12 protein-coding genes and 1 pseudogene are annotated in these 16,082 nt (G+C 66.6%); 7 read left to right on the top strand and 6 right to left on the bottom strand.

Annotation, left to right across the window (positions count from 1 at the left end; genetic code table 11):
• Positions 1 to 177 precede the first annotated feature (177 nt).
• Positions 178 to 306 (bottom strand): annotated as a pseudogene (locus ACZI8W_RS15390) (guanylate cyclase); the annotation flags it as partial.
• A gap of 42 nt (positions 307 to 348) precedes the next feature.
• On the opposite strand from ACZI8W_RS15390, the gene ACZI8W_RS15385 reads away from it, so the two are divergent.
• Positions 349 to 612 (top strand): hypothetical protein, encoded by a 264-nt coding sequence (locus ACZI8W_RS15385; RefSeq protein WP_463369352.1) that lies wholly within the window; start codon positions 349 to 351, stop codon positions 610 to 612.
• A 9-nt stretch (positions 613 to 621) separates the two neighbouring features.
• On the opposite strand, the gene ACZI8W_RS15380 is transcribed toward ACZI8W_RS15385, so the two are convergent.
• Entirely contained in the window at positions 622 to 1,815 is a 1,194-nt protein-coding gene (locus ACZI8W_RS15380; protein WP_463369373.1) for an aminotransferase family protein, read from the bottom strand.
• A gap of 124 nt (positions 1,816 to 1,939) precedes the next feature.
• On the opposite strand from ACZI8W_RS15380, the gene ACZI8W_RS15375 reads away from it, so the two are divergent.
• Positions 1,940 to 2,887 carry a TIGR03621 family F420-dependent LLM class oxidoreductase gene (locus ACZI8W_RS15375; RefSeq protein ID WP_463369351.1) on the top strand — a complete coding sequence of 316 codons (948 nt, stop codon included), beginning with the start codon at positions 1,940 to 1,942 and terminating at the stop codon, positions 2,885 to 2,887.
• Positions 2,888 to 2,968: 81 nt separating this feature from the next.
• Positions 2,969 to 6,862, top strand: coding sequence for an ATP-dependent RNA helicase HrpA (gene hrpA / locus ACZI8W_RS15370; protein WP_463369350.1), 3,894 nt, complete (start codon positions 2,969 to 2,971; stop codon positions 6,860 to 6,862).
• Positions 6,863 to 6,901: 39 nt separating this feature from the next.
• Here the strand turns inward: hrpA and nrdR are convergent, their stop codons facing one another.
• Both nrdR and ACZI8W_RS15360 read right to left on the bottom strand, forming a co-directional pair.
• Complete coding sequence (gene nrdR / locus ACZI8W_RS15365) at positions 6,902 to 7,378, bottom strand: transcriptional regulator NrdR (RefSeq protein WP_463369349.1); 477 nt, start codon at positions 7,376 to 7,378, stop codon at positions 6,902 to 6,904.
• A gap of 190 nt (positions 7,379 to 7,568) precedes the next feature.
• Entirely contained in the window at positions 7,569 to 7,913 is a 345-nt protein-coding gene (locus ACZI8W_RS15360; protein ID WP_463369348.1) for a hypothetical protein, read from the bottom strand.
• 208 nt (positions 7,914 to 8,121) lie between these two features.
• Here ACZI8W_RS15360 and lexA point away from each other — a divergent pair, with 208 nt between their 5' ends.
• Complete coding sequence (gene lexA, locus ACZI8W_RS15355) at positions 8,122 to 8,832, top strand: transcriptional repressor LexA (protein WP_463369347.1); 711 nt, start codon at positions 8,122 to 8,124, stop codon at positions 8,830 to 8,832.
• Positions 8,833 to 9,064: 232 nt separating this feature from the next.
• Here the strand turns inward: lexA and ACZI8W_RS15350 are convergent, their stop codons facing one another.
• Positions 9,065 to 10,321, bottom strand: coding sequence for a uracil-xanthine permease family protein (locus tag ACZI8W_RS15350; RefSeq protein ID WP_463369372.1), 1,257 nt, complete (start codon positions 10,319 to 10,321; stop codon positions 9,065 to 9,067).
• A 99-nt stretch (positions 10,322 to 10,420) separates the two neighbouring features.
• A complete protein-coding gene (ptsP, locus tag ACZI8W_RS15345) occupies positions 10,421 to 12,088 on the bottom strand; it encodes a phosphoenolpyruvate--protein phosphotransferase (protein ID WP_463369346.1) in 1,668 nt (555 codons plus the stop codon).
• A 114-nt stretch (positions 12,089 to 12,202) separates the two neighbouring features.
• Between ptsP and ACZI8W_RS15340 the strand changes: the two genes are divergently transcribed.
• From ACZI8W_RS15340 to ACZI8W_RS15330, 3 genes are read left to right on the top strand one after another with little or no spacing between them, the layout of a single operon-like run.
• Entirely contained in the window at positions 12,203 to 12,970 is a 768-nt protein-coding gene (locus ACZI8W_RS15340) for a DeoR/GlpR family DNA-binding transcription regulator (RefSeq protein WP_463369371.1), read from the top strand.
• Positions 12,967 to 13,971 (top strand): 1-phosphofructokinase family hexose kinase, encoded by a 1,005-nt coding sequence (locus ACZI8W_RS15335; protein ID WP_463369345.1) that lies wholly within the window; start codon positions 12,967 to 12,969, stop codon positions 13,969 to 13,971. Before ACZI8W_RS15340 ends, ACZI8W_RS15335 begins: the two co-directional genes overlap by 4 nt.
• Positions 13,971 to 16,067 (top strand): PTS fructose transporter subunit IIABC, encoded by a 2,097-nt coding sequence (locus tag ACZI8W_RS15330; protein ID WP_463369344.1) that lies wholly within the window; start codon positions 13,971 to 13,973, stop codon positions 16,065 to 16,067. Before ACZI8W_RS15335 ends, ACZI8W_RS15330 begins: the two co-directional genes overlap by 1 nt.
• Positions 16,068 to 16,082: the final 15 nt, after the last annotated feature.

The raw sequence follows: 16,082 nt of genomic DNA, 5'->3' as shown, positions 1-16,082 counted from the left end.
AACAATCCAACTTCCGGAGGGGGTCTGCATAACCGGAACCGGCATTTTGCCGTCCTTTGCCCACTGCCAGGCTGTCTGGTAGTGGACTCCCGCCTGCTTCGCCCACTCCGACAGTTTCATACTTCTACTATATTCACAGATAAACGCTGATGTCTACCTATTCCTTGAGGAACAGTTAAGACCCCTGTCCGCCCCACTGGTACCGCGGAAGACCCAGATGTCCCCCGTACGTGTGAGATCCACCGCCTCGTCCAGAGTGATGCGCGACGGCGTCGGACCAGGTTGCAGGGGGCCTCGGGTGTGCATGGGGAAAGCCTGCCATGAGCCACCCCCGGTTAGGGTCGCTGCATGGCCCTTCGTACCAGCACGATGTGGAAGTTGCTCGGACTCGCCGGCGTCGTGGGAGTCGCGGCGACAGGTGCGATCACCCTGCGCAACGAACGCAGGCGTCGCGACTACAGCCCCGACGAGATCCGGTCGGTCCTTCACGAACGGTACGCGCGAGCGGTCGCGGCACAGGATGGCACTGAGGAAGTGCCGCTCACCGAGGTGCCGATGAGTGCGAAGACCCGGATCCGCCGCCTGTTGCGGCGGGTCCGCAGTCGACGCTGACCGACCCGGTCAGCCCAGTGCTGCAGCGAATCCGTCGGCGAGTTCCTGCACCTGCTCGTCCGTCATGACGAACGACGGTGAGATCTGCATCGCACCCTGACCGGCTGCGCGGCCCGAGATGCCGTGCTCCCGCAAGGTCTTGACGAAGCCCAATGCCTCACCAGGGTCGGCAAGCTGCACAGCCGCGACCGCACCGAGACCGCTCCGCACCTCCACGACACGCCGATGATCCGCGAGCGGAGCGAGTTTCTCGTGCAGCGTCGTCTCGAGGCGCGCAGACTCGTCGAGCAGGCTCTCGCGTTCGACGATGTCGAGGTTGGCGTGTGCCGCCACGGCTGCCGCCGCATGACCGCCGTAGGTGTAGCCGTGGCGCCACCACACACCACCGGCGAAGAACGGTTCGGCAACGTGGGGCGCCACGAACACCGCACCCATCGGTAGATATCCCGACGTCAGTCCCTTGGCGGTGGTCATTATGTCGGGCTGCAGATCGAACCTCGTCGACGCGAACCACGAGCCGCCGATCCGGCCGAACCCGGTCACCACTTCGTCGACCACGAACAGGATGTCGTGGTCGCGGCAGATCTCGCGGATCTCTGTGAGGTAGCCGTCCGGCGGCAGGTACACGCCGCCGGCGCCGATGATCGGTTCGCAGAAGAACGCAGCGATGTTGTCGGCCCCGACCTTCTCGATGAGTTCGAGCAGGCCTTTGGCGTCGTCCCAGGGCACGGTGGCGGTGTCGGTCCACAGCGAGCCGTAACCCTCTGCGTTGACGGGGATACCCGCCATCGACGTACCCCCGACGTGCATCCCGTGGTACGCCTTCTCACGGCTCACGATCAGCGTCTTGCCCGATCGACCGCATTCCTGCCAGTAGCGGCGGGCGAGCTTTGCTGCGGTATCGATCGAATCGGATCCGCCCGAGGTGAAGAAGATCTTACTCCCGGGTACAGGTGCGATTGCCGCAAGCCGCTCGGCCAGGGCGATCGTGGGCTCGGCGGCGAAATCACCGAAGTTCGAAAAATGTGCGACCTTCGCGAGCTGCGCAGCTACCGCCTCACCGATCTCGGCGCGACCGTGACCGACATTGGCGAACCACAGTCCCGCCGTCGCGTCGAGATAGCGGGTACCGGCGTCATCCCAGATGTACGCGCCTTCTCCACGTGCGACAACGAAGGCACCGTCCCGCTCCACGACACCCATATCGGCGAATCCGTGCCACAACGCACCCACAGCCAGCTCCTGTCCACGACTACCGGTTTCCCGCCATCGTATGGGCTCGCGCGGCGGCTGGTGGATCGGCCCGTTCACGAGGCACCCTCTACTTATGACGTTCCGATTCTCCGTCAACATTTTCGGTCTCGAATCCCGTCGCGCATTCGTCGCCTTCTGCCGGGATGCAGAGCAGGAGGGCTACGACGCTGTCTACGCGACCGATCACCTGGGTGTGGGGTCACCGTTCCCGCTCCTCGTCGCAGCGGCAGACGCGACCCGTCGTCTGCGCGTGGGCACCCTGGTGCTCAATACCGAGTTCTGGAACCCGGTATTGCTGGCACGCGACATCGCGACCACGGACATTCTCACCGACGGGCGGCTCGAGATCGGGCTCGGAGCGGGGCACATGAAGTGGGAGTTCGACAAGGCCGGTATCGCATGGGAGGGCTTCGCCGCACGCACGCGCCGGCTCGAATCGACGATCACGACACTCCGGGATCATTTCGGGAGCGGCGGGTATTCCGAGCAGAAGACGCTCCGCACGGAGTACGACGTCCCTGTACTTCGGCCGATCCAGCGCCGTGGTTTCGGCGATCTGGGGCCACCGTTGATCGTCGGCGGTACCGGTGAGCGGGTCCTGCGGGTCGCGGCCGAGTACGCGGACATCATCAGTGTCGCAGGCGCGTTCCAGATCCAGGGCCGACCACCCGGCACCTTCCGGATCGGTACTGCCGCGGAGGCCGCGGCACGAGTCGCCTTCACTCGCGAATGCGCCGGCGACCGGGCGGACAGCATCGAATGGCACACCCTGTTGCAGGCCGTCTGTGAAACCGAGGACAGGCGTGGCACGGCGGACGCGCTGCTCCGGCGCACCGGCCTCGAGATGCCGGTCGACCGGCTCCTCGATTCGCCTTTCCTCCTGATCGGCACGGTCGACGAGATGGCACGACAGATCCTCGACAACCGTGACCGTCTCGGGTTGTCGCACTACACGGTGCATTCACCGTATCGAGCGGCGTTCGCACCGGTTATGGCGCGGGCTCGGGCGCTGGTCGGCTGATGTACTCGCTCGCCCACCGGTGTCGCCCCCGCGACCTCGGCAGTCGCTAGGCTGTATCACCAGCTAGGCTGTATCACCAGCATGTCCATCTCTCCTGCCCCGAATCGTCGCGAACTTCGCGCAGCACTGACCGCGGTTTCCCTCAGCGACGAGCATCGGTTCCGTCGCCGCCTCGATCGAGCCCGCGGCGACGACGCGCTTACCAAGATCGCCCGCGACATCGACTCCGCGCGTGCCCGCCAGACACAGCGTGTCGAGTCCGTTCCCCCGATCCGATATCCGGAAGACCTTCCGGTCTCCCAGCGCAAGAACGACATCGCGGACGCGATCCGCGACCACCAGGTCGTCGTTGTCGCGGGTGAAACCGGGTCCGGTAAGACTACACAGATCCCGAAGATCTGCCTCGAACTCGGGCGCGGTGTGCGCGGCCTCGTCGGGCACACACAACCCCGTCGTATAGCGGCACGGGCCGTCGCCGAGCGGTTGTCCGAAGAGCTCGAGTCCGAGCTCGGCGACACCGTCGGCTACACGGTGCGCTTCACCGACCAGGTATCCGATCACACCCTGGTCAAACTGATGACCGACGGCATTCTGCTCGCCGAGATCCAGCGCGACCGGATGCTGCGCCGCTACGACACCCTGATCATCGACGAGGCCCACGAACGCAGCCTCAACATCGATTTCCTTCTCGGGTATCTCGCGCAACTCCTCCCCCGCCGACCCGATCTGAAAGTGATCATCACCTCGGCGACGATCGACCCCGAACGCTTCGCGAAGCACTTCGCGGATGCGAACGGGACACCGGCTCCGATCGTCGAGGTTTCGGGGCGCACATATCCGGTGGAAGTACGGTACCGGCCGTTGACCGTCGAGCGGGGCGACGAACTCGTCGACCGCGACCCCGTCGACGCCGTCTGCGAGGCGGTCGAGGAACTGCAGTCGGCCGGCGACGGCGACACCCTCGTGTTCCTGTCCGGTGAGCGCGAGATCCGCGACACCGCCGACGCGCTGCGCGACCGCAAGTTGCGCAACACCGAGATCCTCCCCCTCTACGGCCGACTGTCTGCTGCCGAACAGCATCGGGTCTTCACCGGGCACACCGGACGACGCGTAGTGCTGTCGACCAATGTCGCCGAGACCTCTTTGACGGTGCCCGGCATCCGCTACGTCGTCGACCCCGGTACTGCCCGCATCTCGCGGTACTCGGTGCGAACGAAGGTCCAGAGACTGCCGATCGAGGAGATCTCGCAGGCGTCCGCTCGACAGCGCGCCGGTCGTTGCGGTCGGGTCGCCGACGGCATCTGCATCCGCCTGTACTCGGAGGACGATTTCGAGTCGCGCCCCGAGTTCACCGAGCCCGAGATCCTGCGCACCAACCTCGCGTCGGTCGTCCTGCAGATGACGGCACTCGGTCTCGGCGATATCGCGTCGTTCCCGTTCGTCGAGCCACCCGACCCGCGCGCGATCCGCGACGGCATCGCGCTGCTGCGCGAACTCGGCGCGATCGAACCCCTCGGCAAGGACGAGACCCTGCGATTGACCGGCACCGGCCGGGAACTCGCGCGGCTGCCCGTCGATCCCCGCATGGCGCGCATGATCGTCGAGGGCCACCGCAACGGATGCCTGCGCGAGGTCCTCATCATCGTATCGGCGCTGTCGATCCAAGATGTCCGTGAGCGGCCGACCGAACACCAGCAGGCCGCGGACGAGAAGCACGCGCGGTTCAACGTCGACGGATCGGATTTCCTCGCCTTTCTCCGCCTGTGGGACTACCTCAAGGAACAGCGGAAAGAGCTGTCGTCCAATCAGTTCCGAAAGTTGTGTCGTGCCGAATTCCTCCACTGGATGCGCATCCGGGAGTGGCAGGATCTCCAGGGGCAGCTTCGTCAGATCACGCTGAGTCTGGGCTGGGAAACCGCGCATCGCGAGGTCGGCGGCGACGCGATCCACCAGTCGCTGCTCGCCGGCCTGCTCTCGCATGTCGGGCTGCGCGAAGGCGACAAACGCGACTTCCTCGGCGCGCGGGGGGCACGCTTCGCGATCTTCCCCGGCTCGTCCCTGTTCAAGAAGCCACCGCGGTGGGTCATGGCCGGAGAGCTGGTCGAGACGTCGCGGCTGTGGGGCCGGATGGCGGCGCGGATCGAACCCGAGTGGGCAGAGAAGCTCGCTCCGCACCTGGTCAAGCGCACCTACTCCGAGCCGCATTGGTCGACGAAGCAGCAGGCGGCGATGGCGTACGAGCGCGTCACGCTCTATGGCATCCCGCTTGTCGCGCAACGACGGGTGCAGTACGGCCGGATCGACCCCGAGGTCTCGCGCGAGCTGTTCATCAGGCACGCGCTCGTCCAGGGCGAGTGGAAGACGCGGCACAGGTTCTTCCATGAGAACCGGGCGTTGCTCGACGACGTCGAAGAGCTCGAACACCGCGCGCGCCGGCGCGACCTGGTCGTCGACGACGACACCCTGTTCGAGTTCTACGATCGGCGCCTCGGGCCGGGGGTCGTCTCGGCCAGGCATTTCGACACCTGGTGGAAGGAGACCCGGCAGCAGGAACCGGATCTGCTGACCTTCACACCCGAGACGGTCGTCAATCAGGACGCGGCGGCTGTGCTGGAGGGCGACTATCCCGACGCATGGCGACAGGGCGAGTTGCAGTTTCCCCTTACCTACCAGTTCGAGCCGGGCACTGAGGACGACGGCGTGACCGCGAGGATCCCGTTGGCGCTGCTCGCGGGTGTCCGGCCGGTCGGATTCGACTGGCTGGTCCCGGGACTGCGGCAGGAACTCGTCACCGCTTTGATCAAGGGAATGCCGAAACAGGTTCGCCGCCAGGTAGTTCCGGCACCCGACTTCGCGAAGGCAGCCCTGGCCTCGATGACCCCGCGCAGTGAGCCCCTCGTCAACGCGCTCGCCCGTGAGTTGTCGCGGCTCGGGAACTGCCGGATCGACCCGGGCGACTTCACCCCGTCGACACTGCCCGATCACTTGAAGTTGACGTTCGCTGCGGTAGACGAGAGCGGAAAAGTTCTGGGCCGCAGCAAGAGTCTCACCGCGCTGCGAAAGCAGCTCTCGACGCGAGTCGACGCCGAGGTTGCGCGTGCAGCCTCGGGCACCGAACGCGCACCGGCGGTCGCATGGACGGCCGAGACCCTCGGCACTCTGCCGCAGACTGTCACTCGCGAGGTCGGCGGACAAGAGGTGACCGGCTATCCCGCCCTGGTGACCGAGAGCGAGGGTGTCGCGGTGCGGGTACTGAGCACACCGCAGGCGCAGCGCGCTGCCACCCGCGCCGGGTTGCGCACGCTCCTTCTCGCTGCTGCACCGACCAAGGCGAAGGTCGTGACCTCCGGGTTGACCAATCCTGAGCGACTGGCACTCGGCCGCAACCCGGACGGTTCGTTCGACGCTCTCGTCGAGGACTGCCGGGTGTGCGCGGTCGATGAATTGATCGATGCACACGGGAAACCGGTACGGACACCCGAGGATTTCGACGCGCTCGCCGCGGTCGTACGCAGCGAACTCCCCCGGCGCGTCGCGCACCTGCTGAAATCCGTGGTCCCGGCACTGAGCAAGGCTCATGCGGTGGGCCTGCTGCTGGATCGGGTTCGCGGCGAGGCTGCGGACGACGTCCGAGAGCAACTGTCCTCGTTGCTCTTCGCCGGGTTCGTCACCGACCTGGGCACTCGTCGCCTGGCCGACCTCCCGCGCTATCTCGCTGCCGCCGCCCAACGTCTCGAAGCTCTGCCGGCCAGCGCGAATCGCGACGCCCAGGCCATGGATGCCCTCGATCGGGTGTATGCGGCCTACGACACATTGCTCGGGAGATTGTCCGACGAGCGCCGGACCGCGCGAGACGTCGTGGACATCTACTGGATGATCGAAGAACTGCGGGTGAGCTTGTTCGCCCAAGGGATGGGCACGCGGGTTCCGGTATCGGAGAAGCGGGTACTCAAGGCGATCGAATCGATCCGCTGATCGATTCTGCGCGCCTGTAGACCGACCCGTCCGGACGGATCAGTCGACGTCGGCGGAGACGTCGCGGGTACGTTGATGTTCGCGCAACTCCGTGATTTCACGTTCGAAGTCCTCGGCGGAGCTGAACGACCGATACACGGAGGCGAAACGGAGGTAGGCGACCTCGTCGAGGTCGCGGAGCGGCCCGAGGATCGCAAGCCCGACTTCGTGACTGGGCACTTCTGGTGCACCCTTGGCCCGCACGGCGTCTTCGACCTGCTGCGCCAGCTTGTTCAGGGCGTCGTTGTCGACATCGCGTCCTTGGCACGCGCGCGCGACGCCGCGCACGACCTTCTCACGACTGAACGGTTCGGTTACCCCGCTGCGCTTGACGACGGACAGCACGGCGGCCTCGACCGTGGTGAACCGGCGGCCGCACTCCGGGCATGCCCGACGACGGCGAATCGCGGCACCCTCGTCGGCTTCACGCGAATCGACCACCCTGGAGTCGGGGTGCCGGCAATACGGGCAGTACATGTCGATTCCTTCGTCGCTGCCGTAGTGGCCGCGACGTCGCCGACGAAACGATGCCGTGTTCGAAGGATCGACCTCGCCCGGGGGCAGGGTCGTCCCGACGCGACCACACGGGGTGGTGTGACTGACAGATTCAGACAATACCCGCACATGTGGTGCGCTCCTCGAGTCCGGGTGGGACTTCACCACACCGTCATCTACCATCGGTGACCGCTTCGCCCGCTCCTGCAGGCGGCGCTGCTTCGGTCACGACCGGTATCGAGTGGGTGGCGTCCGCTGCGGCCTGGCTCGTACGGATGTGCGCGATGCACAGGATCGCCGTGATCGCGGCGGCCGTGATCACCACTGTGGCGAGCACCTGCATCAGCGAACGCCCGAAGCCGACAGGAGAGGCGGGTGGGTGAGCGCAGGACCTGCCTGCGTACCGCTCCGAGTGCCGATCACCGCTTCCCACCCACCGTGGCGGCGGGGCCGGCGGGATCGTCATTGCTCCTGTCGGAGCGGTCATCCGGAATTCCGTCAACAGTGCTGCGCCCATCGGATCCTCCGTGGCAATCAAGAGTCGGAAGGCTCGCCCACGCATTCGAACGAATACCTGTTCGAAGTTCCTATCATGTCCATGTGGTCGATGTCGCCGATTTGTTCGAAACAATCTCGAACAGATGTTTGATATACGGCACAGATCCGGCTAGATTCGAGAGATCACACACAACACATCAGAAACTCGACGCACGGAGGTCACGACCATGACGGACGCCAACTCCGAGACCGGCCGGTCGAAGAAGTCGTCCCGCAGCGACGGCACCGCGCTCACCGAGCGTCAGCGCCGCGTCCTCGAGGTTATCCGCACATCTGTCGCTGAGCGGGGCTACCCGCCGAGCATCCGAGAGATCGGAGATGCGGTCGGTCTCAACAGCACGTCCTCGGTCGCACACCAACTTCGCACCCTCGAGCGAAAAGGCCTGCTGCGCCGCGACCCCAACCGTCCCCGCGCGGTGGACGTACGTGGATTCGACGACCCACAGGTCGCGTCCGACGTCGGCGGTGAAGCCGTGCCCACGGTGCCCTCCGACGACGTCCCGTCGGCCGCGCTCGTTCCCGTGGTCGGACGGATCGCAGCGGGAGGACCGATCCTCGCGGAGGAGGCCATCGAGGACGTCTTCCCGCTCCCCCGTGAGGTCGTGGGCCAGGGATCCCTGTTCCTGCTGAAGGTCGTCGGCGAATCGATGATCAACGCGGCGATCTGCGACGGAGACTGGGTCGTGGTTCGTCAGCAGAACGTCGCCGAGAGCGGCGACATCGTTGCGGCCATGCTCGACGGCGAGGCCACGGTCAAGACATTCAAGCGGGTGAAGAACGATGTCTGGCTCATGCCGCACAACCCGATGTTCGAGCCCATCCCGGGCAACGACGCCGTTGTTCTCGGCAAGGTGGTCACAGTAATCCGCAAGCTCTGACCACACGTCTCCGACCACACGGCCCGAACCGATCTCGACCGGTCGGCCGCAGGAACCGGCGTGGCGCGATCTCGACGGTGCTGCACCGCTCTCATGCGGTGAGTCCGCGATCAACGCCGCAGCGGTCAGATATTCAGGCAGCGGCCGATGACCTCCTTCATGATCTCGTTGGTGCCGCCGTAGATCTTCTGACAGGAGCGAGCGGATTCTGTGACCGGGACAACCTGGATTGTCAGCGGCGCAGATCGGCCAATCGACGAAGGATCGGGTATGCCACGAGGATTCCCATCGAACCCCATGCGATCCCGCCGAGCTCGACCGATCCGATAGAGAGCGTCAGGTCGCCGATACCAGCAACAAGTGCAGCCGCCACAACCGTGAGATTCACCGGGTCGGTGAAGTCGATCTTCGCATCCAGCCAGATCCGCACACCCAGAAGTCCGATCAACCCGTACAGGACGAGCGTGGCACCGCCCAGAACGCCGTCGGGCACTGTGAACACGAGTGCCCCGAATTTCGGGGAGAACGCCAGAATCACCGCGGTCACCGCAGCCACCCAGTACGCGGCCGTCGAGTACACCCGGGTCGCGGCCATCACACCGATGTTCTCGGCGTACGTGGTGGTTCCCGATCCTCCACCTGCTCCCGCGAGCGTGGTGGCCAGACCGTCGGCGAGCAGTGCGTCGCCTGCGACATCGTCGAGATTGCGGCCCGTCATTGCGGCAACAGCCTTGACGTGACCCACGTTCTCCGCGACCAGGACGATGACCACCGGCAAGGCGAGCAGCACCACCGACAACTCGAAGGTCGGTGCGCGCAACTCGGGCAGGCCGAACCAGGCTGCCGCCTTCAGCGCATCGACTCGATCGGGCGCAAGGCCTCCGGTGACCCATGCAAAGATCCATCCGAGGACCACGCCGACGAGGATGCCCAGCCGGCCGAGGAGACCGCGGCCGAGCACCGTCACCACGAGGATCGATACGAGCGTCACCGCACCGATCAACGGTTGCGCTTCGAACGATCCGACCGCGGTCGGTGCGAGATTGAGTCCGATCAGTGCGACCACCGCACCGGTCACGGCGGGAGGCATCACGGCGTCGATCACCCGGGAGCCGAGCGCCTTAACGACCAGACCGATGACGGCGAGCACGACACCGGCCGCGACGATACCGCCGAGCTGCGCGGCCGCACCGCTCCCCGCCGATGCCGTCAGAGGTGCGATGAACGCGAAGGACGATCCGAGATAGCTCGGTACGCGGCCCCTCGTGATGAGCAGGAACAGCACCGTGCCGATCCCGGAGAACAGCAACGTAGTGGTCACCGGGAATCCGGTGATGGTGGGCACGAGCAGGGTGGCACCGAACATGGCGATCACATGCTGCATTCCGATGCCGACGGTGCGCGGCCATGACAGCCGCTCGTCGGGTGCGACGACGGCGCCGGCCACGATCTGCCGCCCGTCGCCGTGCAGGGCCCAGCCGAATCCCATGTTGCGACTCGTCGGCCGCACTCGTTCATTCACGACGGAGATAGTATGGCCCAGCCACAGCTGACGGGCTCCCGGTCGATGAAAGCGCCGGGTGAACGCTCAGCCGAGCATGTGGGCGGCCGCTGCGCGTGCAGCGACAGGATCGTTCGCGGCCAACGCCGCACGCGCGGCATCTCGGCACTGCTGCAGCGTCACTGCCGATACTCGCGCACCGACAGCAGCAACAGCCGAGGCAGCGCACGACAGGGACGTCACTCCCATCCCCACCAGAACGCACGCCAGCAGTGGATCTGCAGCGGCCTCGCCGCACACACCTACGGGCTTGCCCGCGACCGAACCCGCCTCTGCCGTGCGCGCGACCAGGGCCAGCACCGCCGGCTGCCACGCATCGGTCAGCGACGCCAGTTCCGGAGACATCCGGTCTGCCGCCATCGTGTACTGGGCAAGATCGTTCGTTCCGACAGACAGGAAGTCGACGTGCTCGAGCAATCGGTCGGCGAGCAGGGCCGCGGAGGGGATCTCGACCATCACCCCGGGAACCATGTTCCGGGAACGAACCCGGTCGGCGAACGCGGCTGCCTCGGCCACTGTGGCAATCATGGGAGCCATCACCCACGGTGTCACAGCTGTGCGCTCAGCGGCGGCAGTCACCGCGTCGAGTTGCCGCTCGAGGATCCCCGGCGCCACGGCCGCCACGCGGATGCCCCGAACACCGAGCGCGGGATTGTGCTCGTCCGGGTGGTCGGCGAAGCGCAGCGGCTTGTCGGAGCCCGCATCGAGCGTGCGGAGCACAACCTTTCGGCCGTCGTACGCGTCGAAGACCTCAGCGTAGATGTCGGCCTGCTCAGCGACTGTCGGTTCGACATCCCGATCGAGAAAGCACAATTCGGTGCGAAACAGGCCCACGCCTTCGGCCTGGCTCGAGCGAGCGGCACGCGCACCCGCCCCGTCCTGGACGTTGGCGAGGATGGCGATCGGGTGCCCGTCGGAGGTCGCTCCCGGCCCGACCCATGTCGCGATACGGGCGCGGTCGGCGCGGTCCTGCTCGACGGCGGCCTCAGCGTCGTTACGGTCGGGGTCGACGACGACACGTCCGGTACCGCCGTCGATCAGGACTGTGGTTCCCGCGACGATGTCGTCGAGCCCGGCTGCGGCGACGATGCACGGAATTCCCAGTTGCCGGGCGATGATGGCGGTATGACTCGTCGGGCCTCCGAGCGAGGTTGCGATTCCGACGACACGCTCCGGGTCGAGCCCGGCCGTGTCGGCGGGCGCGAGGTCATCGGCGAGCAGAACCGAGGGAACCTCGGGTAGCTCGATGCCCGGTTCCGGATCGCCGTTCAGTTCGGCAAGGACGCGGTCGCGTATGTCGAGCAGATCCGTGACCCGTTCCGCCTGCAGACCACCGATCTTCTCGAAGATGGTGACGAACTGGTCTGTTGCGCCGACGGTGGCGGCCAGCGCGTCGGATCCGGATCGGATCTTCTTGTCGGCGGCGGCACGCCACGCGCGATCCTCCACCAGCACCGCGTTGGCCTGCAGCACTTCCGCAGCAGCCCCCGAGGCGTGTGCTGCTCGTGCTCTCAGCCGATCTGCGACTGCCCCGGCCGCGGCTTCGAACCGGGCAGATTCCGCGTCGCGCGCAGTATCCGGAACGACCTCTGTCGTCGTGGTCATCTGGGGCCGTGGTGCCGGCCGGATGACGGGACCGTATCCGACCCCGGGCACCACCGGTGTGCCGCACAGACTTGGCGCCTCATTGGTCATTTCGTCTCCTCACCGCGACGGCTTCTGTGATCCAGGCTACTCATGGGGATTGACATGTCAACGCATGCGGGCGTAAAACAACATTATCCAACATTGATGCCACGAGGGGTTCGGGTGTACGCAGAGGAACGTCAGCAGGCCATCGCCGATCTCGTCGTGCGCCACGGACGCGTATCCGTCACCGATCTCGCCGAACGCTACGACGTCACATCGGAGACCGTGCGCCGCGACCTCGCGCTCCTCGAACGCCTCGGACACGTCCGGCGCGTACACGGTGGGGCGGTTCCTGCAACGGCGCTCACCGTGTCCGAACCCGGGCTTGCCGAACGAGACAACACCCGCGCGGGCCACAAGGACCGGATCGCAGCGGCGGCGGCAGGTTTCTTCCCGAGCTCGGGAGGCAGCGTGATCCTCGATGCCGGCACCACCACCAGCAGAGTCGCCGCCGCCATGCCGGGCGATACCGAGATCACGGTCGCAACCAACTCAGTCCCGATTGCCGCACGCCTGGCGGGGGTGGGGTCGGTGCAGCTGCACTTGATCGGTGGTCGGGTGCGCGGCACCACCCAGGCCGCCGTGGGGCCAGAAGCCCTTCGCTTCCTGGAGATCCTCAATGTGGATGTGGCGTTCATCGGAACGAATGCCCTCACGATCGAACACGGGTTGTCCACGCCCGACGCAGACGAGGCCGCTGTCAAACACGCGATGGTCCGCTGTGCCGATCGGGTGATCGTGGTTGCGGATTCGTCCAAGATCGGCCGACGCCACCTCTTGCGCTTCGCACCACTCGATGCCGTCGATGTCCTGATAACCGACACAGACCTCGACGACGCGGATCGAGACCGCTTGACCGACCATGGAATCGAGGTGGTGACGGCATGATCGTCACGCTGACCGCAAACCCCAGTCTGGATCGCACTGTCGGCCTGGACACGCCACTCGTACGCGGGGCCGTCCACCGTGCCACCGGAACGGCGGTCGATCCCGGGGGTAAGGGGATCAACGTCGCGCGCGTCCTGCATCGCGCAGGCCACGACGTTCTTGCTGTACTGCCCGGCAACCCCGGAGATCCGCTGCTCACAGCCCTCGACGACCGCGCAGTCCCCTACCGCGCGATCGCCACGTCCGGGCACGCCCGGTCCAATATCACAATCGCGGAATCCGATGGCACCACCACGAAACTCAACGAACCCGGCGTCCCGTGCCCCGTCGAGACCCACACGCGGTTGTTGTCTGCCGTCCTCGACAACGCTCCCGGCGACGGCTGGGTCGTGCTGTCCGGCTCGCTTCCCCCAGGTATCCCGGACACCTTCTACGCCGACCTCGTACGCGCGCTCCGCCCGAGCGGCTGCCACATCGCCGTCGACACATCGGAGTCACCGCTTCTGGCCCTGGCAGGCGGATTCCCCGCTACCGCTCCCGATCTCATCAAACCGAACTCCGACGAGCTCGCCCAATTGACCGGATTCGATGCGCACACCCTCGAGAACGATGCCGCACGAGGCGACATCACATCCGTCACGTCGGCTGCGCGCATGCTGCTGTCGCAAGGGGTGGGAGCGGTACTGGCCACCCTCGGCCCGGCAGGCGCCGTCCTGGTCACCTCCGAGGGAGTCTGGCGCGCCGTGCCCCCTCCGGTGGTCGCACGCAGCACGGTCGGGGCGGGCGATTCGTCCCTCGCCGGCTATCTCGTCGCCGAGCGGGCCGGTGCCGCACCGGCCGCGCGACTGCGCCACGCCGTTGCGTACGGCAGCGCCGCAGTGGCGCTACCGGGGACACGCCTTCCGGGCCCCGACTCCGTCGACCCCTCCGCGGTGTCCACCGAACCCATCCCAGACGCCCCCGACCACACGAATCGCCCACTCTCCCGTAAGGACATGTGATGTCAGACAGCGCTTCCGGCCCTGCCCGCAGCCAGGCGATCATCAATGCCCAGCTCATCGCGCTCGACGCCGACCTCGGTTCCGACAAGGAGTCGGTAGTCGCGGCGCTGGCCGACCGGCTCGCGACCGCGGGTCGCGCCACCGATCGCGACGCACTCACCACCGCTGTACTCGATCGCGAGGCCAAATCAGCGACCGGGCTACCCGGCGGGATCGCGATCCCCCACTGTCGTCACTCGACTGTCACCGCCCCCTCGCTCGGCTTCGCCAGGCTTTCGCCGAAGGTCGACTTCGGCGCTCCCGACGGCCCCGCCGACCTGGTGTTCCTCATCGCCGCGCCGGAAGGCGCCGGTGCCGATCACATGCGCCTTCTCACCGCGCTCGCCCGCGCGCTCGTGCGGCCCGATTTCGTCGCGGCGCTCCGACAAGCACGCGACACCGACGAGATCATTGCTCTCGTCGAGGGTGTCCTCCCTGCGACACCTACCACCCCCGAACCGGCCACCACTCCGGAGCCGGTCACCACCACTGCGCCTGCCACCACCACTGCGCCTGCCACCACCACTGCGCCGGCCCCGCAACCCGACGCATCCGAACCTGCACAGCGGTCCGTCGTCGCAATCACCGCGTGCCCGACCGGAATTGCCCACACCTACATGGCCGCCGACGCGCTCACCGCTGCCGCCGAACGGGCCGGCGTCACACTGCAGGTCGAAACCCAGGGCTCGAGCGGAAGCACACCGATCCCGGCATCCGTCATCGCCGCCGCCGACGCCGTGATCTTCGCCACCGACGTCGGCGTCAAGGGCCGAGAGCGATTCTCCGGCAAGCCGGTGATCGCCTCGGGAGTCAAACGGGCCATCAACGAACCCGACGCGATGATCACCGAGGCACTGCACGCGGCGGCGGATCCGACGGCCGCACGAGTCGAAGCCGGCGCACCCGACACCTCCGGCGAGAGCACGGCAGCCGACCTCGGGTGGGGCACTCGGCTGAGGCAGATCCTGCTCACCGGTGTCAGCTACATGATTCCCTTCGTTGCTGCCGGTGGTCTGCTCATCGCGCTCGGGTTCCTGCTCGGCGGCTACGACATCTCCGACTCCGCCGCCGGTATTGTCGTCGACAATTCGTTGACGAACCTGCCCGACGGTGGACTCGCCATCTACCTCGGTGCGGTGCTGTACCAGATCGGTTCGCTCGCGTTCTCGTTCCTCGTACCCGCACTTGCCGGATACATCGCCTACGCCATCGCCGACCGCCCGGGCCTCGCGCCCGGATTCACCGCGGGCGCCGTCGCGGTGTTCGTCGGAGCCGGCTTCATCGGTGGTCTGGTCGGTGGCATCATCGCCGGCTTCGCCGCACTGTGGGTCGGCCGGATCCCGCTGCCCACGTGGGCCCGTGGTCTGATGCCGGTGGTGATCATTCCTCTGCTTGCGAGTCTGATCGTCGGCGCCGCAATGTTCCTCGTGCTGGGCAGGCCGCTCGCCGCGATCACCACCGGCCTGACGGACTGGCTCAACGGACTGTCCGGCGGCTCGGCCGTCGCACTCGGCGTGATCCTCGGCCTCATGATGTGCTTCGACCTCGGCGGCCCCGTCAACAAGGCCGCATACGCGTTCGCCGTGGCGGGTCTCGACGTCAGCAATCACGCGTCGTTGCAGATCATGGCCGCGGTGATGGCAGCCGGAATGGTGCCGCCGCTTGCCATGGCGCTGTCGTCGCTCGTGCGACCGCGTCTCTACAGCACCGCAGAACGCGAGAACGGCAAGGCGGCATGGCTACTCGGTGCCTCCTTCATCTCCGAGGGCGCCATTCCCTTCGCTGCAGCCGATCCGTTCCGCGTGATCCCGTCCATGATGGTCGGCGGCGCTGTCACCGGAGGCATCATCATGGCCACCGACGTGACGTTGAGCGCACCACACGGCGGCGTCTTCGTCATCTTCGCGATGGACCGTGTGCTGTGGTTCTTCATCGCCCTCGCCGTGGGCACCGCCATCGCCGCGCTCTGCGTCACCCTCGCAAAGGAGTTCACGCGCACCGAATCCCGCCGCACACCCGCAGCCGCCGAAACCGGACCTCAACCGGCCACCGCGTGATCCTTCCGCCCTCAC

The organism is Rhodococcus ruitaii (assembly GCF_055230935.1).
The sequence above is the reverse complement of the archived record's forward strand: the minus strand, read 5'-3'. Positions and strand labels throughout refer to the sequence as shown.